The organism is Paenibacillus sabinae T27, assembly GCF_000612505.1.
GTDB lineage: Bacteria > Bacillota > Bacilli > Paenibacillales > Paenibacillaceae > Paenibacillus_AQ > Paenibacillus_AQ sabinae.
In genome coordinates, this window is sequence record NZ_CP004078.1 from 1,823,255 (window position 1) to 1,845,655 (window position 22,401).

Below are 22,401 nucleotides of genomic sequence, written 5' to 3' on the forward strand. Positions count from 1 at the left end.
CGGCGCTTGCCTATGAGGGCGGCGGACACCGGCCCAGAATTAGGCTGATCCGTGCAACGGTATTTCCGCATCAATCGACGGAGAGTGACGCGGTGTTCGAGCCGTCCGAGGCCGTAATAACCCGGGCCCAAGCGCCGAAGCCAGGAAATAAATCATCCATACCCGTTGCCGCTCCGGCGCCGGAACAGATCATCCGGACACTCAAGGTAACGGCCACGGGCTATACCGCGGGATTTGAATCGACCGGCAAGCGCCCGAACCATCCGGAATACGGAATTACCTACTCCGGCGTCAAGGTTCGGCGGGACAAGAACGCCATATCAACCATTGCCGCCGATCCGAAGGTGCTGCCGCTGGGGAGCATTTTGTATGTGCCTGGATACGGCTATGCGGTGGTTGCGGATACCGGGTCGGCGATCAAGGGCCATAAGGTCGATCTGTATTTTGCAACGACAAGACAGGTATATAAGGAATGGGGTAAACGAACGGTTGAGGTTCAACTGATCAAACACGGCAGCGGCAAATGTACGGAAGCGATGCTCAAAAATATCGGCAGAGCCATCCGGGCCTACGACACCGTGCCTCAGGAAATGCTTGAGGAATTAATCTAAAGGGAAAGTCATGAACTTAATTTCACATGCGGTTTGAATAATCGACCGCCTGCCTAGCCATAATACGGACTGGGGCACAGCAGTTAGCCTCTATTCGTCCTCTGTGCGGCGCTTCCATGCACGCGCGAAGGAGCAAAGGGAGGTGACCAACGTGGCTAAAAAACCGAAGGTTCAAGAAAACTACAAGACACCGAACGAAAAATTCAACGCTGAGTTCGCTGCCGAGAACAACGTAGCGTCGAACGTAGCGTCGAAGCAAGGCGGCATCGCCAAACCGGTCCAAAAACCGCAAGTGTAACCGTCAAATAAGTAAATAAAGTGTCGGCCGCAGGCCGAGCGATGTCCCGTCTTCTTTAGAAGGCGGGGCATTTTTTTGGCGGGACATTGGATGTTTTCGTATTTTAGGGTCAAAAACTTCCACTTCCTCCGTCCGCAGACCGATAAGGTTTTCATTCCGCCGCCGCTGTTATCCGGACGAAGCCTGTTGTAAACTTAGTCCATAAGGAAAAGTGTTAGACTAAGCTAAAGGGGAAATGACAGATGAGAAGACGAATAGCCAGTCAGGTATTCGGCGGTCTAATTCTGATCGGAATCGGCGTGCTGTTTCTGCTCAGGCAGATGGGATATACAGAGATTGATATCGGCTACCTGTTCTCCAATTTCTGGCCGGTAATTCTGATTATTATAGGCTTTCAGCGGCTGCTGGGAGGAGGACGTAACGGCAGAGGATTTGCTTCTGTCGGAGCCCTGTTCCTTCTGGCTATGGGCGTTTATTTTCTGGGGCGGAATCTCGAATGGTTCGAATTTTCCCCCGGAGATTTCTTCACCATGATTATTCCGGTCGCGCTGATTGGAGGCGGGCTAATGGTCATCTTCAGACCGCACCGCTCCGAACCGCCGGTCCCTCCGGTTCCGCCGCCGGCACCGCCGCGATTCTATCCCGAGGACAAGCGGGGGAGCGATGAACCGCCCCGGCCGCTGAATTCGACATTGGACGAAGAATTCGAGCGGAAATTCGGCAGACCCGAGGAGAACCGCAGCTCCATCGGCATGCATGAGGCCACAGAAGGAATGAGCGGTGAGGAACGTGAACGGCGCCCGGATGAAGATATGGACCTGAATGGTGAGAAGCCTGCAGGCTGGGAGGAGAATCGGGACCGTCATCAGCATAGACGCCAGGAGCGCGAGGAGCGCCACGAACGCAGGAGAGAAGAACGCTGGGAGCGCCACGAGCGTAGAAGAGAAGAGCGCTGGGAGCGTCATGAGCGCAAGCATGGACATGGGCATTATGCCGGGCATGAATGGACCCACGACGGAGACAAGGAGACGACGAACCGATCCACTTTTATCGGTGATATCCATATGGGCCGCGAGCATTTTCAGCTCAAAAACACAAATATATCCCAGTTTATCGGCGATACGGTGCTTGATCTGACTAATGCGCAAATCCCGTACGGTGAGACGAAGATCAATCTTTCGGCGTTTATCGGCGATCTCAAGGTCTACATTCCGGACGATATGGATCTCGGCATTTCCGTCAACAGCAGCTCGTTCATCGGGGACATGGAAGTGCTGGAGCAGTCGCGCAGCGGATTTATGAGCAGTGTGCAGTGTAAGACGCCATATTATAAGGAAGCCGGCAAAAAAATCCGCATCAATGTCAGCGCTTTTATCGGAGATATCAAGGTTAAGACGGTGGGTTGACCGATGGGGACGATTATTAAAAATACGAAATGGGTGCTGCTGCTCTATTTTCTGCTATGCGGAAGCGTAACAGCGGTGCTGATGTATGCCGGGAGCTGTCTGGGCTATATCAAAGTCGAAGATTACCGGATGTGGGTGTACCTGTGCCTTGGCATCGTGCTGTTTACCGCCGTTATCGGCTATATGGCCGTGCAGCGGATTCAGCGGCGGATCGATCATCTGGATCTCAATATGCTGAAGGTAGCCAAAGGCAATCTTTCCGTTCGGATGCCGGGGAGTGACGACCCTTCTTTTGCAAGAGTTTATCATGAGTTCAATCTTATGATGGATGCGGTTGAGAACAAAATGAAACTGCTTCAGCGTCTAGGCGAGCAGGAGGTTGTTGAGAAGGAGAAGGCGGCGGAGAGCGCGGTTCTTGAGGAACGGCGGCGGATGGCCCGGGATTTGCATGATACGGTGAGCCAGCAGCTCTTCGCCATTCACATGTCCGCCTCTTCGCTGCCGAAGGTGCTTGAGCGGAATGAAGAACAAGGGCGAACGGTGATGGACCAGCTGATCACCATGTCGCAGATGGCGCAGAAGCAGATGCGGGCGCTGATTGCCCAGCTTCGGCCGGTGGAGCTGGAAGACCGGGACCTCTCCGAAGCGCTGGAGAAATGGTTCCCGGATTACTGCCGCCAGAACGGGCTGAAGGGAATGAAGGAGCTTGAACTTCAGGGCGGGCTGTCCGAGGCGATCGAGCATCAGCTGTTCCTGATTATCCAGGAAGCGATGGCCAATATCGTCAAGCATTCCGGAGCGCGGCTGGTCAGCCTGTCGCTGCGCGAGGGAGCGAGGCTCGTTGCGCTCAGCATCAGCGACGACGGGCAGGGTTTTGAGCTTGCCCACAGTAAGCAGGGCTCGTACGGATTGACAACGATGCGGGAGCGCGCCGAGAAGCTCGGCGGTCAGGTTGAAATCATCAGCCGCAAGGGGGCGGGAACGACGATCCGCGTACATATCCCCAAGTTTGTTCAGGGGAACGGCGGCCGGATACCAGGCAATGAAGCCGTAGCGTCAGGAAGAGAAGAAGAGGATGAGGAGGCAATCGGCGAATGAACCGAATCAAAATATTGCTGGTGGATGACCACGACATGGTCCGGATGGGGCTCAAAACGTATCTGATGCTGGAGCCGATGTTCGATGTGATCGCCGAGGCGTCAAACGGACGTGAGGCGCTGGAGCTGCTGCGTTCGAGCGGCGAGGAAGGGCTCCCCGATTTGATTCTGATGGATCTCATGATGCCGGTGATGAACGGTGTCGAGACGACCCGGGCGGTACAGTCGGAGTTTCCGGGGATGAAAATTGTCATACTGACCAGCTTCCTCGAAGATGATCTCGTGGTTGACGCAATTGAGGCAGGAGCGGTCAGCTACGTGCTGAAGACGGTATCGGCGGAGGAACTGATTTACGCGCTGCAAGGCGCATACCGCGGTATGCCGGTGATGACAGGCGATGTGTCCCAGGCGCTGACGCGCGGCATCCGCCAGCGCACGGTGCAGGACGATACATCCGGGCTGACCGAACGAGAAAGAGAGGTTCTGCTGCTGATTGCCGAGGGTAAGAGCAACAAGGATATCGGCGAGGAGCTTCATATCAGCATCAAGACAGTCAAGACGCATGTCAGCAATTTGCTGATGAAATGCGAATTGGAGGACCGCACCCAGCTTGCCATCTATGCCCACCGCAAAGGATGGGTTACCCAGGGATAAGCGTCCGATCTGCCTTCTCTTCTTGGGAATGTTGAGCCGCAATCTTAAAGTCTATTATAAGTCCTGTATATGGGACTTTTTTTAATGAGAGGGAAGTCTTTCACAAAAAGCCCGGCGCTGAACGCAGACAGCGCCGGGCTTTTTTTCTGGTCTCATCCGGAAGGTTTTATCTTCGCTTAAATTGTTTTTAATGTCGGTTTAAGGTTTAAAGTACAAAATAAAACCAAGAAAGCAAAATGAATTCTTGTCCTTGAGGGACAGAGCGCGGGAGGGCAAAAACAATGGACGACAATAAAAACAGATTCAACGGCGAAGGCGATGGCCGTTTCGAAGGACAATCTCCGGATCGGGAACAAAACGGTAACGAGCAGTCTCCCGAATCAAATTCTTCCTATTATTATTCATATGGCCCTTTTAAATCTCTTAATCATAATGAGCGTAACAGTGACGGCGTAGAGCATTATAACCGGCGGGAGCCGGAAAGGGTAGAAATTACCCCTCCCCAGCCGGTCAAGCCGGTACCTTACCAGCTGCCGCGCCCTTCGGGTTACGGCGGCGGCTATGGCGGCGGCAACGGTTCGGACGGCGGCAACGGCTGGCAGTATAACCGCAAGCCGAAGAAGCCCTTCAAGACCGCGGTCCTGTCCTTCATTGCCGGTATGCTCGTGCTCTCCGGTTCCATGTTCATGGCCGACAGGGGGAACTGGTTTACGGGAGATCAGGCGGCGTCTTCAACGGCTTTAAGCTCGCAAGGCAAGGCGGCCAATGAGAGCGCCAACGTTACACCGACGACGGCAGCGACAAAGTTTGTGACTGGATCGGAAGGCGTGTCGAGCGTAGTGGATGAGGCGGGTCCTGCAGTTGTCAAGATCGAGACGCTGGTCAAGACAGGTTCACGGAGCCAAGCCAATCCGAACGCCAACGATCCGTTCTATCAATTCTTCTTCGGCGACCAGTTCGGCGGCAATTCTAACGGAGGCTCGCAGCGGAACAACGGAGGCAGCGGTTCCGGCCTGAATTCACAGTTGACGCCTTATGGCATCGGTACCGGATTTATTTACGACAAAGCCGGTTACATCCTGACCAACCAGCACGTAATCGATAATGCCGACGTCATTCAGGTAACCGTCGACGGCAACTCCAAGCCGTATGAAGCGAAGCTGCTCGGCTCCAGCAAGGACTTGGACCTGGCGGTGCTGAAGATTGAAGGCGACAATAATTTCCCAACCGTTCCGCTTGGAGATTCGGACGCGATCAAAGTCGGCTCCGAGGTCGTGGCGATCGGCAACCCGCAGGGATTCGACCATACGGTTACCGCAGGCGTGCTGAGCGCGAAAGGACGCAGCATCGATATTAATGAAGAGGACGGAAGCGGCACCCGTAATTATTCCAACCTGCTTCAAACGGATGCTTCCATTAACCCCGGCAATTCCGGCGGACCGCTTCTTAACGCCGACGGCCAGGTTATCGGGATGAACGTTGCCGTCAGCACGGACTCGCAAGGGATCGGCTTCGCGATTCCGGTGAATCGGATCAAGGAAGTGGTCAGCAAGCTGGAAGCCAACAAGGCTATCCCGAAAGATCCGGTTCCGTTTATCGGCGCTTCGCTGATGACAATTACGGATGAAGTGGCGAAGCAGATGGGAACCAATATCACTGAAGGCTCTGTTGTAGCCGAAATTATTTTCAAATCTCCTGCCTATGTTGCCGATCTTCGTCCATACGATATCATTACCGGCGTTGATGGAACGAAGTATGCAACCAGCCAGGAGTTGATCGACTTCATCAAGAGCAAGAAGGTCGGTGACAAAATTACGCTGAACGTCGTCAGAGACGGCAAGAAGCTGGATCTGCCCGTAACGATCGGCAACAAGAACGACTTCAACACCACGCAGACTGGTCAGCAGTAACCGGGTAACTTAGGAAGCGGGAGGGGCAGCCCTTCCGCTTTTCCCGTATATGTGCGCACAGATGCGTTCACTGTTACAATAGAGATATACAAGAAATCGAACGAAGGGGCGGCTTATGCGACCGAATATTTTGATTATTGACGATGACGAAAAAATCATTTCCATGCTGCGGAGAGGACTCGCATTTGAAGGGTATGACGTAAAGACGGCTTCCAACGGGGCAGACGGCCTGCGAGCCGTATTGAGCGGTGACCCGGATGTCGTCGTTCTCGACGTTATGATGCCGCAGGTGGACGGCTTTGAGGTGTGCCGCAGGCTCAGAGAGGGCGGGAGTACTGTTCCCGTGTTGATGCTGACAGCCAAGGACGAGGTGGAACATCGGGTAAAAGGGCTGGATCTTGGAGCCGACGACTATCTCGTCAAGCCGTTTGCGCTGGAAGAGCTGCTGGCGCGGGTTAGAGCGCTGCTTCGCCGCAAGAGCGAACAGAGCGGAGGCGGCGAGCAGGCCGTCGTCTATAACGATCTAGTGCTGGATGTCGATTCACGCGAGGTGACCCGCGGAGGCAAAAGGCTGGAGCTGACGGCGAAGGAATTCGAGCTGCTGCATCTGTTTATGCAGAATCCGAAGCGGGTGTTGTCCCGCGATCTGATTATGGATAAAATCTGGGGCTACGACTACAGCGGGGAATCCAATGTGCTGGAGGTTTATATCGCCATGCTTCGCCAGAAGACGGAGGAGCACGGAGGTAAACGCCTGATTCAGACGATCCGGGGAGCGGGCTATATCCTAAGAGGTGACAACTAAGATGTCGATCAAGCTGCGGCTGACCGCCTGGTATTCGGGAATATTGGCCGTTATGCTGCTGGCCTTTTCAGCCGCCATTTACGGTTTTTTCTATATTAATACTTATGGAGATATCAAAGATCGGCTTCGGGAACAGGCGAAGGGCGAATCGCTCGACGTTGTCTTTGACAACCGTCTGGAAGCCCAGAATTTATACGGTCAAATGTATTTCTACGACAGCGGTAAGCTTATTCAGAGCTTGACTTTGACAAATATCAGTCTGCGGTTCGATGTTCCACCGAGGGAGAGCCTGAAGGGTGACGGGTTTAAGGATGCCTATTACAAAGGCTATCACTTTTTGATTTTTCAAAAGGCGGTCAATGTTGAAGGCTTCGGTAAAAATCCAGCGGCCGTTCTTCAGATGGCGGCCTATACCGGCGAACAGGATAAGTTGCTCGAGCGCCTGAAGACTATTCTGATCGCCGGCTCCTTCGCCACACTGATCGCCGCCTTTACTTTCGGCCTGTTCCTGGCCCGCAAGGCGATGAGTCCGATTGGCAAGGTGATCGAAGCGGCCGAAGGTATTCAGACCGGCAACGACCTCAGCGTACGGATCGAATATGACGGGCCGCCGGACGAAATCGGAAGGCTGATCCGCACGGTCAACAGCATGATTGGGCGTATGGAAGGGTTTTACAAAAATTTGGAGCAATCGTACGCGGCCCAGCGCCGGTTTGTGTCCGACGCCTCGCATGAGCTTCGTACTCCGCTGACAACGATCCGGGGGAACATTGATCTGCTTCAGAAGGTATGGGAACTTGAGCCTGGGGAAAAACCGGCGATGGATGAGGCGACTATTCGGCAGATGTCGGTGGAGTCGGTGCGCGATATCGCGGATGAGGCGAAGCGCATGAGCAGGCTTGTCGGCGATATGCTGTCTTTGGCCCGGGCCGATACCGGTCGAACCTTTGAGAAGGAGCCGGTTGCGCTGGAGCCGATGATGGTCGAGGTCGCCCGCCGTGCAGCCTTCCTTCCGCGGGAAGCGGAGTGGGTGGTAGGCGATTTGTCAGTGCTTAACGGCAAATATGTGCTGGGCAACAAGGATTATTTGCAGCAGATGCTGTTCATTTTTATTGACAATGCGTTCAAATATACGCCGTCCGGAGAGGTGAGCTTTGACGCGGTCGTATATCAATCCCAAGTGGGCTTGCGGGTTAGAGATACAGGGATCGGCATGGAAAAAGACGAGGTGCCGTATATTTTCGACCGTTTCTACCGGGCAGATGAATCCCGCGGCATTACCGAGGGCATCGGACTGGGGCTGTCCATCGCCAAATGGATCATCGATGAGCACGGCGGCTCGGTCGAGGTCGTTACCCGGCAGGGCGAAGGCACAACGTTTATCATCTGGCTGCCCCTTCTCTTTGCCGCCCCTTTGGAATAGGGTATAATGAAACGGCTTGGCTTAATACATTCAATGACGGCAGAAAGCTGGTGAAGCAATGGAAGTAATCAAAATATCTCCCCGGGGATACTGCTACGGTGTGGTCGATGCCATGGTTATGGCCCGTCAGGCGGCGAAAAATCTCGACCTTCCCCGGCCGGTTTATATACTCGGCATGATTGTCCATAACAGCCACGTCACCCAATCTTTTGAGGACGAGGGCATTATTACTCTGGATGGCAGCAATCGTCTGGATATTCTGGACCAGATCGACAGCGGCACCGTCATCTTCACCGCGCACGGCATTTCGCCGGAGGTTCGCAAGAAAGCGCAGGCCAAGGGGCTGACGACCGTAGACGCCACTTGCCCCGATGTCACGAAGACGCATAATCTCATCCACGAGAAGGTTTCGGAAGGCTGCGAAATTATCTATATCGGCAAGAAGGGCCACCCCGAGCCGGAAGGTGCCGTGGGTATCGCTCCGGGGCATGTGCACCTGATCGAGAAGGAAGAGGAGATCGCTTCGCTTTCGCTCCCGGCAGGCTCCCGGATTGTCATTACCAATCAGACGACGATGAGCCAATGGGACATCAAGCATATTATGAAAAAGCTGCTGGAAACCTTTCCCGGCGCCGAGGTTCATAATGAGATCTGTCTGGCCACACAGGTCCGGCAGGAAGCCGTGGCGGAGCAGGCCGGACAGGCCGACCTCGTCATCGTCGTGGGCGATCCCCGCAGCAACAACTCCAACCGGCTTGCCCAGGTGTCCGAGGAGATCGCAGGCGTTCCGGCTCACCGGATCGCCGACGTTTCGGAACTGAAGCAGGAGTGGCTGAAGGGCGTGTCGAAAGTTGCCGTCACTTCGGGCGCGTCAACACCGACGCCGATCACCAAAGAAGTCATAGCCTACCTGGAGCAGTATGATCATGAAAATCCCGATACCTGGGGAATCAAACGGACGGTCAATATGGCCAAGCTGCTGCCGCCGGTTAAGGCCAAGGCCGGGCAGCCCACGTGACAACTGGTTTAATAATGTGCGAGCGGTTAGCGCTCTGCTTTCTCAGCGGAAGCAGGGCGATATTATTTTTTTGAATAAAGGGTTGACGGATTTGGTATTCTATCATAAAATGACTTTAGTGATTAAAAGCATAAAAGCTTAAAAGCGTCGTAGTAAAATAGCGCTGAACGAATAATCAACCATTATATAATAGAGGTTTGGAAAGGAAGGAATCAGATGATCGTTATTACATCCAATCAAACTCCGGAGGAACAAATCAACGAAATTATCGCAGTAATCGAGAAGGAGGGTCTGCAGGTGCATCTGTCCAAAGGATCGGACCGTACGGTTATCGGCCTGGTGGGCAGCGTGAACCCGAAGCTTGCAGAGCATCTGCGTCAAATGAAAGGTGTTGAGAATGTGGTTAAAATCTCCAAATCCTACAAGCTTGCGAGCAGAGACTTTCATCCGGATGATACGATCATCGAAGTTAAGGGTGTTAAGATCGGCGGAGAGCATCTGGCCATTATGGGCGGACCTTGCGCGGTAGAATCGCCGGAGCAGATCGACGAAATCGCAAGACTTGTCAAAGCGTCGGGAGCGCAGATTCTTCGCGGCGGAGCATTCAAGCCCCGTACCGGTCCTTACAGCTTCCAGGGAATCGGCGTGGAAGGGCTGAAGATGATGGCTGAAGCCGGTGAACGCCACGGACTGCTGACCATCACTGAAGTTATGACGCCGGAGTATGTTGATGTGTGCGCGGAATACGCCGATATTCTCCAAGTGGGCACGCGGAATATGCAGAACTTTGACCTGCTGCGCGCGCTTGGCACCTGCGGCCGTCCCGTGCTGCTGAAACGCGGTTTCAGCGCAACGTACGACGAGCTCCTGAATGCGGCCGAGTACATTCTGGCCGGCGGCAACCGGGACGTTATGCTCTGCGAGCGCGGTATCCGTACGTTCGAGACCTACACCCGCAACACGCTTGATCTCTCGGCTATTCCTGTTCTTCAAGGACTGAGTCATCTGCCTGTCATTTCCGACCCGAGCCACGGTACGGGACGCCGCGAACTGGTAGAGCCTATGGCCAAAGCATCCGTAGCGGCCGGCGCCAACGGTCTGATTATCGAAATGCACACCGACCCGGACAACTCCATGACAGGTGACGGCGTTCAATCTCTGTTCCCGGACCAGTTCGACAACCTGCTGCGTGATCTGGAGAAGCTGGCTCCGCTGGTTGGCAAGAAACTCTCCAGCCAAGTGGCCGTACCGGTCGTTTAAGGAATATAAAGAACCCGGTCTGTGCTCTGTATAAACAAGGCGCAGTTTGGGTAGAAAATATTTAGTATAAATGTTAAATGACGGGTATAATGTTAGAGAAGCAGACAGCCTTTTCCCCTCGAAAAATGAGGTGGCGGAAGGGCTGTTTGCCGCGTTTTTCCAAGTATAAATGCCGGTTGCGAAATAATTCACTAAAGCGTAAGAATATCTTACATTACCTTAAAAAATACCTCACATAAGCATTGACGATGTCAGGTTTGAGTTTTATAATGACGACAGTTAAAATTAATACGAGAACATTTGCATTGTGGGTTCGGCTTAATGTTCAAACTTGAGGAGGAAAATTTTCATGTCGGTTGAAAAAGTGCTGCAAACGATTAAAGAGAACAACATTGAATGGGTAGATTTCCGCTTTGTTGATTTGGGTGGACGGGCCCATCATATTGCCTTGCCGGCTGCTGCCGTTGACGAAGAGACTTTTGTAAATGGCGTAGCTTTTGACGGATCTTCCATTGCCGGTTTCCGCGGAATTGAAGAGTCTGACATGGTTATGATTCCGGATCCAAGCACTACATATATTGATCCGTTCACTGCTCACCCTACGATCAACATTATGTGCGACATTTTCACTCCTGATGGCGAGCGTTATGAGCGTGACCCGCGCGGTATCGCTGTTAAAGCGGAAGAATACCTGCAAAAGAGCGGCGTAGGTACCGCAGCATTCTTCGCACCTGAATCCGAGTTCTTCATTTTTGACGACGTTCGTTACGAGAGCGGAATGAACAGCTCTTCTTACTTCGTGGATTCCGAAGAAGCAGCCTGGAACACCAACCGTAAGGATGAAGGCGGCAACCTCGGCTTCAAAGTTGGCATCAAAGGCGGTTATGTACCGGTTGCTCCGGTTGATACTCAGCAAGATATCCGCAGCGAAATGTGTCGTCTGCTTGCCGAAGCTGGTCTTGTAATCGAGCGCCATCACCATGAAGTTGCTACAGCTGGACAAGCTGAGATCAACTTCCGCTTCGATACATTGAAGAAGACTGCCGATAATCTGTTGACTTACAAATACATCGTGCAAAACACTGCCCGTCAATACGGCAAAGTGGCAACTTTCATGCCTAAACCGCTCTTCGGCGACAACGGCAGCGGTATGCACGTTCACCAATCGATCTTTAACGGCGACAGCCCGTTGTTCTATGAAAAAGGCGGATATGCCAACCTGAGCGAAATGGCTCTGAACTACATCGGCGGTATCCTGTATCATGCTCCGGCACTGATCGCTCTGACCAACCCGAGCACGAACTCCTTCAAACGTCTGGTTCCTGGTTATGAAGCACCAGTTAACCTGGTATTCTCCAAAGGTAACCGTTCCGCTGCAGTTCGTATCCCTGTAGCTGCTGTAACGCCTAAGGGCTGCCGCATCGAGTTCCGTACTCCGGACACCACGGCTAACCCTTACCTGGCCTTCTCCGCAATGCTGCTGGCTGGTCTGGACGGCATCAAGAAGAAGATCAACCCGGTTGAGCTTGGCTATGGCCCGCTCGACAAGAACATTTACGAACTGCCAAATGAAGAAAAAGCGAAAATCCGCAGCGTACCGGGCAGCCTGAACGAAGCGCTTGACGCTCTGGAAGCTGACTATGAGTTCCTGACAGAAGGCGGCGTCTTCACTAAAGACTTCATCGACAACTACATCGAACTGAAACGCGGCGAGGCTCAAGCGGTTGCCATTCGTGTTCATCCGCACGAATACACTCTGTACTTCGATGTATAAGATTTCTTAACCTTTAATAAAAAGGAGCCCCGTTGGCCATGTTAATGGCTAGCGGGGCTCCTTTTTATTTTGTCACAAAAGGTAACAGGGCTGTTGTTATAGGATATGAGGAAAGGGAATGTACGTATAGGCTGCAGCGCGCTGCTGGCCGAAATGACTCAAATATGGGCTTATAGCACACAGCTTGTATAGGCGATCTGCTGACGGGCCGTGGAAACCCCTTAGGCGCCGCGGAAATACGAATGGGTAAGAAGTCCTTTCGTATGAAACGAAGGACTCTTACCTGAAAAGTGGCGGCACTCAATAATAGGGCGGGTCTTTCAGCTTGCTGCCGCAGGTCATTGGTCGTCATTCCGTTCAGTTGATTTTTTAGGTCAAGAGTTGGATTTACTTACTGCCTTTCCCGGATTTTATGTTCAATGCGGTGCATTTATCAAGCCAATGGGAGGAGAAAGTCAATTGCATAATTAATCCGACAGAACCCGCATTCGCTATTTTTCGGCGGCAGCCGGAAAAAACAGCGATTTTTTACCTTATCATCCGTATTATTTGTGAATAATTATACTTGCTGCCATGTTAGATTATTGCTATCATTACGATATTGAAAGAAGAGAAAGGGTGGGAGTATTTTGAGCAAGAGAGCTTATAATTTCAACGCCGGTCCGGCGGCTTTACCTCTTGAGGTACTGGAGCGCGCACAGGCAGAATTCGTCGATTTCCGCGAAACCGGAATGTCGATCATGGAAATGTCGCACCGCGGAGCTGTTTACGAATCCGTTCACAACGAAGCGCAGGAACGTCTGCTTTCGCTTTTGGGCAATCCGTCGGGCTATAAAGTATTATTCATTCAAGGCGGAGCAACGACGCAGTTCGCCATGATTCCGTTGAATTTCCTCTCCGAAGGCAAAGTGGGAAGCTATGTTATGACGGGAAGCTGGGCCGACAAAGCGTTCAAGGAAGCCAAAATCGCCGGCGGAGCGCATGTTGCAGCTACCTCCGAAGACAAGAAATTCCTGGCGATCCCGGATCTTGGTTCGATTAAACCGGCCGACAATGCGGCTTACCTGCACATTACTTCCAATGAGACGATTGAAGGCACCCAGTACAGCGAGTTCCCGGATACCGGTTCGCTTCCGCTGATCGCGGATATGTCGAGCGATATCTTGAGCCGCGCGTTTGACGTTAACAAGTTCGGACTGATCTATGCCGGCGCTCAAAAAAATCTCGGACCTTCGGGCGTGACCGTTGTGATCGCGAAAGAAGAGCTCATTGCCGAATCTCCATCCAACATTCCGACTATTTTGCGTTACAGCACCCACTACAAGAACAACTCTCTTTACAACACGCCGCCATCCTACTCGATCTACATGGTAAACCAGGTTCTGAAATGGATCGAAGAGCAGGGCGGTCTGGCAGGCGTCGAAGCGAAGAACCGCGACAAGGCCGGATTGCTGTACAACACCATCGACGGCAGCGGCGGATTCTACCGCGGTGTAGCCGAGCAGGGCAGCCGGTCGATCATGAACGTGACGTTCCGCATGGAATCCGAAGAGCTGGAGAAGAAATTCATCAAGGCGTCGGAGCAGGAAGGATTCGTCGGTCTTAAAGGACACCGCAGCGTAGGAGGACTTCGCGCTTCCATTTATAACGCTGTTCCTTATGAGAGCATCAAGGCGCTGACCGATTTCATGAGCCACTTCCAGAAGACTAACGGCTAATTGACCATTGCAGCTTAAGCAGAAGACCTTCCGCCTCCGGCGGAGGGTCTTCTAAGCGAATAGGATATTTTTTTCAAGGTTCCCCCAAAGCAAAGGAAGTCTTGCCTCAGGGCAAACCTCTGCTCTTGGGGGTATTTCCATCACTAAGACATTGTTCAGCGATAAGGAGAGACTTAGCACTATGGCCCTTCACATTGTACTGGTAGAGCCGGAGATTCCGGCCAACACGGGGAACATTTCCCGTACCTGCGCGGCTACCGGCACCCATCTGCATTTGGTTCGTCCGCTCGGCTTTCGCACCGATGATGCTACCCTGAAGCGGGCTGGACTGGATTATTGGCACGCCGTTCACATTGAATATCACGATTCTTTCGGAGAAGTGCTGGAGATGTATCCGGAAGGACGTTTCTTTTATGCAACGACCAAGGCGGACAAGCGGTATACGGATTATTCTTTTCGCGACGGCGATTTTTTTGTATTCGGTAAAGAAACGAAAGGTTTGCCTGACAGCATCCTGAGCGCCGGAAGAGAAACGACGATGCGCATGCCGATGACCGGAGATGTAAGATCGCTTAATTTGTCAAATTCAGCGGCCATTATCGTATACGAGGCCCTTCGGCAACTGAACTTTCCGGGGTTAACCTGAAGAAGTTACAGAAATTTATTTTTCATCAGCAGGATTCGACATCTTCACATCGAATAATTCAACGTAATGGAAATTTCATCATATTGATTAATCAGTTGAATAGGAAAGGTGTGCTTTTAGATGAAGCCTGCTGGTGTAGTTCGCAAGGTGGATCAGCTTGGCAGAATTGTTCTGCCCAAATCCCTGCGTAAAAGGTATCAAATGAATGAAGGGGACCCTGTTGAGATTTTGGTTCAGGGCGACCATATTATTTTGGAACGATATCGTCCAAAATGCGTATTTTGCGGTTCGATGGAAGAGGTCAGCGAATATAAGGAACGTTACATTTGCGGCCAATGCCTGGGTGAAATGACCCAACTGCAAAGACACGCTTAAGCAAAATAGAGGACCTTCCCGAAACGCTTCAAGCCGTAGCGTCTTCGCTCGGAAGCCGGGCGCTGCATTTATGCAGCGCTTTTTTCTTCAGCGGATACGTTCTCCTGCTCAACTAAGGCCTCCCATCCTTTCCTCTCACAAAAAAAAGCTCCCTCCATGCAACGGAGGAAGCTCAGCCTTTATAGGCCCTTGGTCTTGTCGTCATTATACGAGGCAGTTAGAATCCCGGTCAGAAACAGCAGAAATACGAGTAAGACAATCCAAAAGGTCAAGGAGAACGACATTCGGGCACCTCCAAAATGGAAATGTTGTTGTCATTACTCTCATTATAACCGGCCTTTAAATAAAAATAAATGTTATGGTGATATGCCGCATAGACATTATTGATGATGCTTTATTTGAAAAATAGAAAGCTTGTCGGCACTGGTCGCAAAGCCCCGTCCGAAGGCCTGTTCACAACCCGCCCGTTAAAGACGAGCGACGAAGACCCCCCGCCATCCAGATTATAGGCATCGCTTACGCCCATATTGAACAGCTTGTCCTGAAGCTCCTCCAGCGTAGCTCCCGAGCTGCCGTTCTCATTGTCTCCCTCGGTTACGATAATTAGCAGCTGATCGTCTTTGTATTTGCCGATTGCGGTACGCGGCGCCCGCCTCGGGGAAACTTCCCATTTCGCGGGTATCACCGTTTTGTAACCGCTCTGCAGCAGCACCGGCACAAAGGAAGCGCCAAAGGCCGGCTTCAGCTTGTCGAGCTGCTCCCGGCTGTAAAACTTCCCACCGATCAGCCGCCCGTCCTTGTTCAGTCCAACGAAGCTTAAATCCTTATAGCTCGGTTCAAAGCCCGTTAAATACCGGCCGCCCACGATTGTGGTGCTAAGCGGGTATCTCTTGCCGTCCTGATCGGCGAAGCCCCCCGCGTTTATGCCGGCGACGGCTCCGTACCTTCTGGCCGCCTGGAGCGTCGTTTCCGAGCTGCCGGGGCCTTCCGCGCCGAGACTCATCGTCATCGCGTTCTTGTCCTTGAGCTTGATCTTCATCGCATAGCCCGTATAAGTCCCGGGATTGACCCGGTATAACTCTATCGCAATCCGGCTGCTGGTAATCGTTTCGTACGGGAAGCCGAGCCTGGCCGTAATCCGCCGGTTGTATATCACACCCGGACGGCCCGCCTGTGTCTTGGCCTTAACCACAATCGAGTTCATGGCAGCGGTCGTCTCCCTGTACAGCTTGGCGCTGTCGCTAACGGCGCGCATGGTATAGTCGGCGGTGCTCCGGGCCTGATCCAGCTGATCCTTGATCCCGGCCGTTAACTGAACAGGACCCTCTGAAGGCGCAAACCGCTGCGTTTCCAAATTCAGCGTAAGCGAGGGCTTATAGAACGCCAGGCACACCAGCAGGCCGATGAATGGAGCGGTAACGAGCATGAAGAAACGGTTCACTCTTTTGACCGGCGTTATCATTTCAGCAGATCCATCTCTTTCTGCAACGCGTCCAGCTGCTTGCGGACTTCGCTCAGCTGGGTGTACAGCTTGTTGCTGTTGTCCGTCTTGGTGCTCGCGTTATCTTTGGTAAAAGTAAGAAGTTCATTGAATGACTGCACTTTATCCTGTAAATCATTCACTTCTTCCGAAAGGACCGACAGTTTCTTCTCGTAATCCGCTTGCACCGCGGCCAATTGTTGACGGTTCTGAGCGGCAAGCTGCAAAAGCATCTGATCCTTCAAATGATTCGTATAGCTGTACACGGCATAGCCGCCGGCGGCGATTACGATTAGCCAGAACAACAGAAACCATTTAACGGAGGAGCCGTTTCTTGTCGCGGCGCGTGAAGGATACGCATCCGGCGATTTCATTGACGGCTGCATGAATAAATCACCTCTAGACCTATTAATGAGACCTTATTCTACCAGAATTACGCCTTTTTCGCAAAAAGAATAGAGGAAGATTCAGGAAAAAAGTAATTGCATCCTTTGAAAGCAGTGCGTTACAATTTCACTAGAATATTCTATGCATAAATGTATCCAGAGCCTAGGAAAAAAGACGGAGTAACCCTCATCATTAATGAGGGCGCCCGAAGACGTTTCTTCTGGTTTGCACCATGCGCATAAACGCGAAACGCGTCTCTTTAATTGGGTAAAATACATAATAGCAGGAGGTTTGGGCTTTAATGAGGAAGGTTTGGCAGGTAGTGATTATGGGCTGTCATCCCACAAGCATGCTGGGAACAAAATTGATACTGGAAGAGGCGGGAAGTCTGATTGTGCTTGGCACCTTCTCCGATTGGGAGCAAGGAGCCGCAATGGTTCGGGAGGAGCGGCCGGAGCTGGTGCTTCTGGACTACTGTGTGCCGGACGAGGTGATCGAGACGATTCTACCCGGGCTGAAAAAGGAGGCTCCTGCGTCCCATTTTGTCGTTATGACCGACAGGGAGGGTAGGGAGCTGCTGCTGCCGCTGTTAAAGCTGGGAGCGAGCGGCATTATTTCCAAAGGAGCATCACCGAGCCAGCTGCTGCAGCTGATCGAAGGACTAAGGGAGGGGTTTCTGTCCATGCCGCTTGACTGGCTGGAGATGGGGATCCTGCCGATCAGCGCAACCGAGGATGGAGACGTTCTTCTGAAGCTTACCCCGACTGAAAGATTTATTATGGAGCGGATTGTCCAGGGAATCACCTACGATAAAATAGCGGCCGAGATTGAAGTAAGCCGCCGATCCATTGACAATTACCTGCGCAAGATTTATGTTAAACTCGAAGTTTCCACGCGGGCGCAGGCCATTGAGAAGTATGCGCTGTATTCGCGTCAGGTCAGACCCGTGTACGCATAGCATCCGGCGGGGCGTCATAACGCGGCTTCCTCCGGAATAATCATTCATGAGAGCATGAAGGGAGGGACGCCGCATGAAATACGATTTTTCCGCCCGGGCGCATACGCTGATGTCTTCGCCATTGCTGAGCATCCGGACGCAGACGCGCAGAGGCTCCGTGATTTCGCTGGCCGAAGAGCTGCCCGCGGAAGAGCTGTTTCCGCTGCCTCTGCTGGCGGAAGCGGCGTCTACCGTCATTTCGGCCGATGCGCAGGCGCTTCAATACGGAGATCCCGAGGGATACGGACCGCTCAGGGAATGGCTGGCCGGGGATTGGCTGAAAGGCAAGGGAGTACATATTCCCGGGGACGGCGTCCTGCTGACCACAGGCAGCCAGCAGGCGGTGGATCTTCTATCCCGGGTATACATCGATCCTGGGGACCGCGTGCTTGTGGAGAATCCGACTTCTCCGGGATTTCTTCAGGCGCTGCGGATGCAGGGAGCGGTCATTATTCCGGTACAGGGAGACCGGGAAGGGCTATTGCCCGAGGATTTGCGGGAGAAGATTATCAGGCACCGGCCCAAAGTGCTGTTTGCCGCACCGAGCTTTACGAATCCGAGCGGCATCCTCTGGAGCCTAAAGCGCCGCAAGGAAGTGCTGGAGGCATGCGTTACGCATGATGTGCTTATTGTGGAAGATGACTCCTACGGAGATCTGCATTTCAAGAGACAGGACCGCAGCGGAAGCAAGTATCCATCTCTATATGCGTTGGAAGACGCGGGCGAGGACGGACATGTGCTGTACATCGGTTCTTTCAGCAAGACGGTGGCTCCTGCGCTTCGGACGGGCTGGGCGGCGGGCAGCCGTGAGCTGATCGGGGTAATGGCCGCTGCCAAGGGAATGGCGGATTGGCAGTCCAGCTCGCTGAACCAGCGTCTGCTGTATCATCTGCTGCATGCGTCCCCGTTCAATTTGCGCGAGCACATTGCGCTGCTGAACCGTGAATACGGCACAAGGCTGAAACTGATGGCAGAGCTGCTCAAGCGCGCCGCCTGGAAGGACAGCACGTATGATCTTCCTGCCGGGGGCATGTTCCTGTGGGTTTCGCTCCCGGAGGGGCTGGACGCAGGAATATTGCTGAAGAACGCCCTTCGCAAGGGCGTCGTTTTCCTGCCGGGGCCGCTCTGTACGGCTGACGACAGCGGAAGCCGGTATATCCGGCTTAATTTCAGCCATCCCGGCCGCGACGAACTGCTGCTTGGGATGAATTTGATGAGCGAAGCCGTATCGGAATTTACGGCCCGCAGTTAATAGGCGTACCTGGCGGAATGTTAACCGAAGAGCCCATTCTCTAGAATGTTCTAGAGAATGGGCTCTTTTTGCAACCGGCATCGCTTCCGTCTTCAGGGTCGAAGTTTCGAGGGGCGAAGAAGGATATATGATGTGATTTATCAGAACAGCTTCACTGGCTGTGTCAAGAGGATTGATGCTCATCCTCCCCGGCGTTAATACGGTCCGCCAGCGACTGGGATACCGACACGGCGGCATACTCCAGCAGCGCGGCGCGTCCGGCCGCCTCAAGCGTATACCGGCCGCGGGCCACCCGCTTGAACCAGCCGTAGTAGTTGTTCTGCAGGATGGCGGCCGCTGCCGGCACCCCGCTGCGCCGGCGCAGCTCTGCCGGCGTCACGCCCTTCGGCGGCGCGCTCCCGGCGGCCGCGCCTCCGGGCACGGCGCCGGGCTTTGGCGCAGCCGTGCCGCTGTCGGGCCCCGCGGCAGAGCGCGGCTCGCCTATGGCCGCGGCCAGGGCGGCCTCGCGCTCCGCCGCTTCCAGCGCGGCGGCTACGCGCAGCGCCTTCTCGCGGTAGGCGGTGACGAGCTTCACCCGCGCGCTGCCGCCGGTGTTGTAGTCGCCGCTGCGCTCGCGGAACTCATAGAGCAGCCGCTCCCGGCGCCGCCCGCCGCCCCGGACCGGTCCGGCGGGCACTGCGGGCTCCGCCAGCACCTCTACAAGCGGTGCCTTCGTCTTGTAGAAGACGACCGTAACGAGCCCGAGGCCGATGCGGCGGCACAGATCGCTAAGCTCGCCCCAGCGCTGGCTCGCAGAGCCCTTTTTCTCCCGGCATCTCTCAACCGCCAAATAGACGACCGGACTCAGCTTCAGCCGCTGGGCCCCCTGCAGCAGCAGGGAGAGGTTGAACGTCTTCTTCATCTCCACAATCAGCGGCGGTTCATCGTCCTCCCGCACGCCGACCAAATCGCAGGAGCGCACCTCGCCCTTGATTTCGTAGCCTTGCTGTTCAAAAAAACTTTTTAAAGGAGCATACAGTTCTGTTTCCCGCTTTACCGCCATAGTTTGTCTCCTTTGTCACGATTAAAGCCGATTCTCTATTATAGCACATCAAAAAAGAGGTCAATATTTCGGGCTTCCCGCATAGGTATGTATTACACTTTTCGAATGCAGACCCCGCTCTTGGCGGCGGAAGCGTCGGAAGGGACGGCGGCAGGCAGGCGGATATTTGTCGAGGGCAACCGGGCAAAGCCCGATGGACATCACGCGAGGGTCACAAGAGCGCAAGGTGAGGAGGCAGCGAGCAATGGACATTTTTGAACGTATAGCATCGTACCGGGCAGAGAACGAGCGTTTGGCATGGAGCGGAACCTTCAAGGAATATATAGAACTGCTAAGAAAAGATCCCACTCCCGCCAAAACAGCACATGCCCGTGTGTATGACATGATCAAATCGCATGGTGTGGAGGAAATTAATGGCCGCAAACGCTACAAGTTTTTCGAGCAGGAGATTTTTGGATTGGACCGGGCCATTGAGAAGCTAGTGGAGGAGTATTTTCATTCGGCTGCGCGGCGGCTGGACGTTCGCAAACGGATTCTGCTGCTGATGGGGCCGGTGAGCGGCGGCAAATCGACGCTGGTTACGCTGTTGAAGCGCGGGCTGGAGCAGTATTCCCGGACGATTCAGGGGGCGGTGTACGCGATTGAAGGCTGCCCGATGCACGAGGAGCCGCTGCATTTGATACCGGGTGAGCTGCGTCCGGAGATTGAGAAGGAGCTCGGGGTGCGCATTGAGGGCAACCTGTGCCCTTCGTGCCAGATGCGGCTGAAAAATGAGTTTGGCGGCGATATTGAAAAAGTGAGGGTCGTGCGGGTGCTTCTGTCCGAAGAAGAGCGCGTCGGCATCGGCACCTTCAGCCCGTCCGACCCGAAATCGCAGGATATCGCCGACCTGACGGGCAGCATCGACTTTTCGACCATCACCGAGTACGGGTCGGAATCCGATCCCCGGGCGTACCGCTTCGACGGCGAGCTGAACAAGGCCAACCGCGGACTGATGGAGTTCCAGGAAATGCTGAAATGCGACGAGAAGTTCCTGTGGAACCTGCTGTCGCTGACGCAGGAGGGCAATTTCAAGGCCGGACGGTTTGCGCTGATCAGCGCCGACGAGCTGATAGTCGCCCATACGAACGAAACGGAGTACAAGGCGTTTATTTCGAATAAAAAGAACGAGGCGCTTCAGTCGCGGATGATTGTCATGCCGGTGCCCTACAATCTGAAGGTCTCGGAAGAGGAGAAGATTTATGCCAAGCTGATCGCCCAGAGCGACATGAAGCATGTGCATATCGCGCCCCACGCGCTGCGAGCCGCCGCGATTTTCTCCGTCCTGACCAGGCTGAGGGAGAGCAAGAAGCAGGGCATGGACCTTATCAAGAAGCTGCGCATGTACGACGGCGAAGAGGTTGAGGGCTACAAGGAAGCCGATCTGAAGGAGATGCAAAATGAATACTTAGACGAAGGCATGTCCGGGATCGATCCCCGGTACGTCATCAACCGTATCTCCAGCGCGCTGATCAAGGGCGATCTGGAATGCATGAACGCGCTTGATGTGCTTCGGGCGATCAAGGACGGGCTGGACCAGCATCCTTCGATTACGAAGGAAGAGCGGGAGCGGTATTTGAACTTCATTTCCATCGCCCGGAAGGAGTACGATACGCTGGCCAAGAACGAAGTGCAGAAGGCGTTCGTCTACTCGTTCGAGGAGTCGGCCAAGACGCTGTTCGAGAACTATCTCGACAACATCGAGGCGTTTTGCAACTGGACCAAAATCCGCGACCCGCTGACCGACGAGGAGCTGGAGCCGGATGAGCGGCTGATGCGTTCCATCGAGGAGCAAATCGGCATCTCCGAAAACGCGAAGAAGGCCTTCCGGGAAGAGATCCTGATCCGGATTTCCGCGTATTCGCGCAAAGGCAAGAAGTTCGAGTACAGCAACCACGACCGTCTTCGGGAGGCGATCGAGAAGAAGCTGTTCACGGATCTGAAGGATATCGTCAAGATCACGACCTCGTCCAAAACGCCGGATGAGAGCCAGCTGAAGCGCATCAACGAGGTGTCCCGCAGGCTGATCGAGGAGCACAACTATTGCCCGATCTGCGCCAACGAGCTGCTACGTTATGTGGGAAGCCTGCTGAACCGGTAAGAAAGTGCCGAATGTATACGGCGAATGCGCGATAGATGTGTTAGAGGGACCGCTGACGGCAGCGGTCCTTTTTCCGTGCGGCAGGGGCGGACTGTGCCCGTTTGCTCT

At 53.8% G+C, this 22,401-nt stretch carries 19 protein-coding genes and 1 pseudogene; 17 read left to right on the top strand and 3 right to left on the bottom strand.

Features of this window, described 5'->3' with window-relative positions:
* Positions 1-155: 155 nt before the first annotated feature.
* From PSAB_RS25030 to PSAB_RS08365, 14 genes and pseudogenes are all read left to right on the top strand, one after another.
* A pseudogene (locus PSAB_RS25030) lies at positions 156-611 on the top strand (3D domain-containing protein); the annotation flags it as partial.
* A 151-nt stretch (positions 612-762) separates the two neighbouring features.
* Positions 763-909 (top strand): hypothetical protein, encoded by a 147-nt coding sequence (locus PSAB_RS25910; RefSeq protein WP_165097926.1) that lies wholly within the window; start codon positions 763-765, stop codon positions 907-909.
* Between the two features lie 242 nt (positions 910-1,151).
* The gene (liaF, locus tag PSAB_RS08310) at positions 1,152-2,315 is read left to right on the top strand and encodes a cell wall-active antibiotics response protein LiaF (RefSeq protein ID WP_025334114.1); all 1,164 of its coding nucleotides are present in this window, start codon (positions 1,152-1,154) and stop codon (positions 2,313-2,315) included.
* Between the two features lie 3 nt (positions 2,316-2,318).
* Positions 2,319-3,413, top strand: a complete 1,095-nt coding sequence (locus tag PSAB_RS08315) for a HAMP domain-containing sensor histidine kinase (protein WP_025334115.1) — start codon at positions 2,319-2,321, stop codon at positions 3,411-3,413.
* On the top strand, positions 3,410-4,066 hold the full coding sequence (locus PSAB_RS08320; RefSeq protein ID WP_025334116.1) for a response regulator: 657 nt from the start codon (positions 3,410-3,412) through the stop codon (positions 4,064-4,066). Before PSAB_RS08315 ends, PSAB_RS08320 begins: the two co-directional genes overlap by 4 nt.
* A gap of 281 nt (positions 4,067-4,347) precedes the next feature.
* Positions 4,348-5,976: a S1C family serine protease gene (locus PSAB_RS08325; RefSeq protein WP_025334117.1), complete on the top strand. Its 1,629-nt coding sequence runs from the start codon at positions 4,348-4,350 to the stop codon at positions 5,974-5,976.
* Between the two features lie 115 nt (positions 5,977-6,091).
* Positions 6,092-6,781, top strand: coding sequence for a response regulator transcription factor (locus tag PSAB_RS08330; protein ID WP_025334118.1), 690 nt, complete (start codon positions 6,092-6,094; stop codon positions 6,779-6,781).
* 1 nt (position 6,782) lies between these two features.
* Positions 6,783-8,204: a sensor histidine kinase gene (locus PSAB_RS08335; RefSeq protein ID WP_025334119.1), complete on the top strand. Its 1,422-nt coding sequence runs from the start codon at positions 6,783-6,785 to the stop codon at positions 8,202-8,204.
* A gap of 58 nt (positions 8,205-8,262) precedes the next feature.
* The gene (locus PSAB_RS08340; RefSeq protein ID WP_025334120.1) at positions 8,263-9,222 is read left to right on the top strand and encodes a 4-hydroxy-3-methylbut-2-enyl diphosphate reductase; all 960 of its coding nucleotides are present in this window, start codon (positions 8,263-8,265) and stop codon (positions 9,220-9,222) included.
* Positions 9,223-9,438: 216 nt separating this feature from the next.
* Positions 9,439-10,482, top strand: coding sequence for a 3-deoxy-7-phosphoheptulonate synthase (gene aroF, locus PSAB_RS08345; RefSeq protein ID WP_025334121.1), 1,044 nt, complete (start codon positions 9,439-9,441; stop codon positions 10,480-10,482).
* Between the two features lie 349 nt (positions 10,483-10,831).
* On the top strand, positions 10,832-12,256 hold the full coding sequence (gene glnA / locus PSAB_RS08350; RefSeq protein ID WP_025334122.1) for a type I glutamate--ammonia ligase: 1,425 nt from the start codon (positions 10,832-10,834) through the stop codon (positions 12,254-12,256).
* A 626-nt stretch (positions 12,257-12,882) separates the two neighbouring features.
* On the top strand, positions 12,883-13,974 hold the full coding sequence (gene serC / locus PSAB_RS08355; RefSeq protein WP_193373926.1) for a 3-phosphoserine/phosphohydroxythreonine transaminase: 1,092 nt from the start codon (positions 12,883-12,885) through the stop codon (positions 13,972-13,974).
* 181 nt (positions 13,975-14,155) lie between these two features.
* Positions 14,156-14,620: a tRNA (uridine(34)/cytosine(34)/5-carboxymethylaminomethyluridine(34)-2'-O)-methyltransferase TrmL gene (trmL, locus tag PSAB_RS08360; RefSeq protein ID WP_025334124.1), complete on the top strand. Its 465-nt coding sequence runs from the start codon at positions 14,156-14,158 to the stop codon at positions 14,618-14,620.
* A 120-nt stretch (positions 14,621-14,740) separates the two neighbouring features.
* A complete protein-coding gene (locus PSAB_RS08365) occupies positions 14,741-14,995 on the top strand; it encodes an AbrB/MazE/SpoVT family DNA-binding domain-containing protein (RefSeq protein WP_025334125.1) in 255 nt (84 codons plus the stop codon).
* Positions 14,996-15,389: 394 nt separating this feature from the next.
* On the opposite strand, the gene PSAB_RS08370 is transcribed toward PSAB_RS08365, so the two are convergent.
* The gene (locus PSAB_RS08370) at positions 15,390-16,457 is read right to left on the bottom strand and encodes a phosphodiester glycosidase family protein (RefSeq protein ID WP_025334126.1); all 1,068 of its coding nucleotides are present in this window, start codon (positions 16,455-16,457) and stop codon (positions 15,390-15,392) included.
* The gene (locus PSAB_RS08375; protein WP_025334127.1) at positions 16,454-16,861 is read right to left on the bottom strand and encodes a hypothetical protein; all 408 of its coding nucleotides are present in this window, start codon (positions 16,859-16,861) and stop codon (positions 16,454-16,456) included. Before PSAB_RS08375 ends, PSAB_RS08370 begins: the two co-directional genes overlap by 4 nt.
* 302 nt (positions 16,862-17,163) lie before the next feature.
* Between PSAB_RS08375 and PSAB_RS08380 the strand changes: the two genes are divergently transcribed.
* Together PSAB_RS08380 and PSAB_RS08385 are read left to right on the top strand one after the other, a co-directional pair.
* Positions 17,164-17,820 carry a LuxR C-terminal-related transcriptional regulator gene (locus tag PSAB_RS08380; protein WP_025334128.1) on the top strand — a complete coding sequence of 219 codons (657 nt, stop codon included), beginning with the start codon at positions 17,164-17,166 and terminating at the stop codon, positions 17,818-17,820.
* Between the two features lie 73 nt (positions 17,821-17,893).
* A complete protein-coding gene (locus PSAB_RS08385) occupies positions 17,894-19,111 on the top strand; it encodes an aminotransferase-like domain-containing protein (protein ID WP_025334129.1) in 1,218 nt (405 codons plus the stop codon).
* Positions 19,112-19,274: 163 nt separating this feature from the next.
* Here PSAB_RS08385 and PSAB_RS08390 read toward each other — a convergent pair whose 3' ends face one another.
* Positions 19,275-20,153, bottom strand: a complete 879-nt coding sequence (locus PSAB_RS08390; protein ID WP_025334130.1) for a DUF2161 family putative PD-(D/E)XK-type phosphodiesterase — start codon at positions 20,151-20,153, stop codon at positions 19,275-19,277.
* A gap of 244 nt (positions 20,154-20,397) precedes the next feature.
* Between PSAB_RS08390 and PSAB_RS08395 the strand changes: the two genes are divergently transcribed.
* Positions 20,398-22,293, top strand: coding sequence for a PrkA family serine protein kinase (locus PSAB_RS08395; RefSeq protein ID WP_025334131.1), 1,896 nt, complete (start codon positions 20,398-20,400; stop codon positions 22,291-22,293).
* The last annotated feature ends 108 nt before the right edge of the window (positions 22,294-22,401 follow it).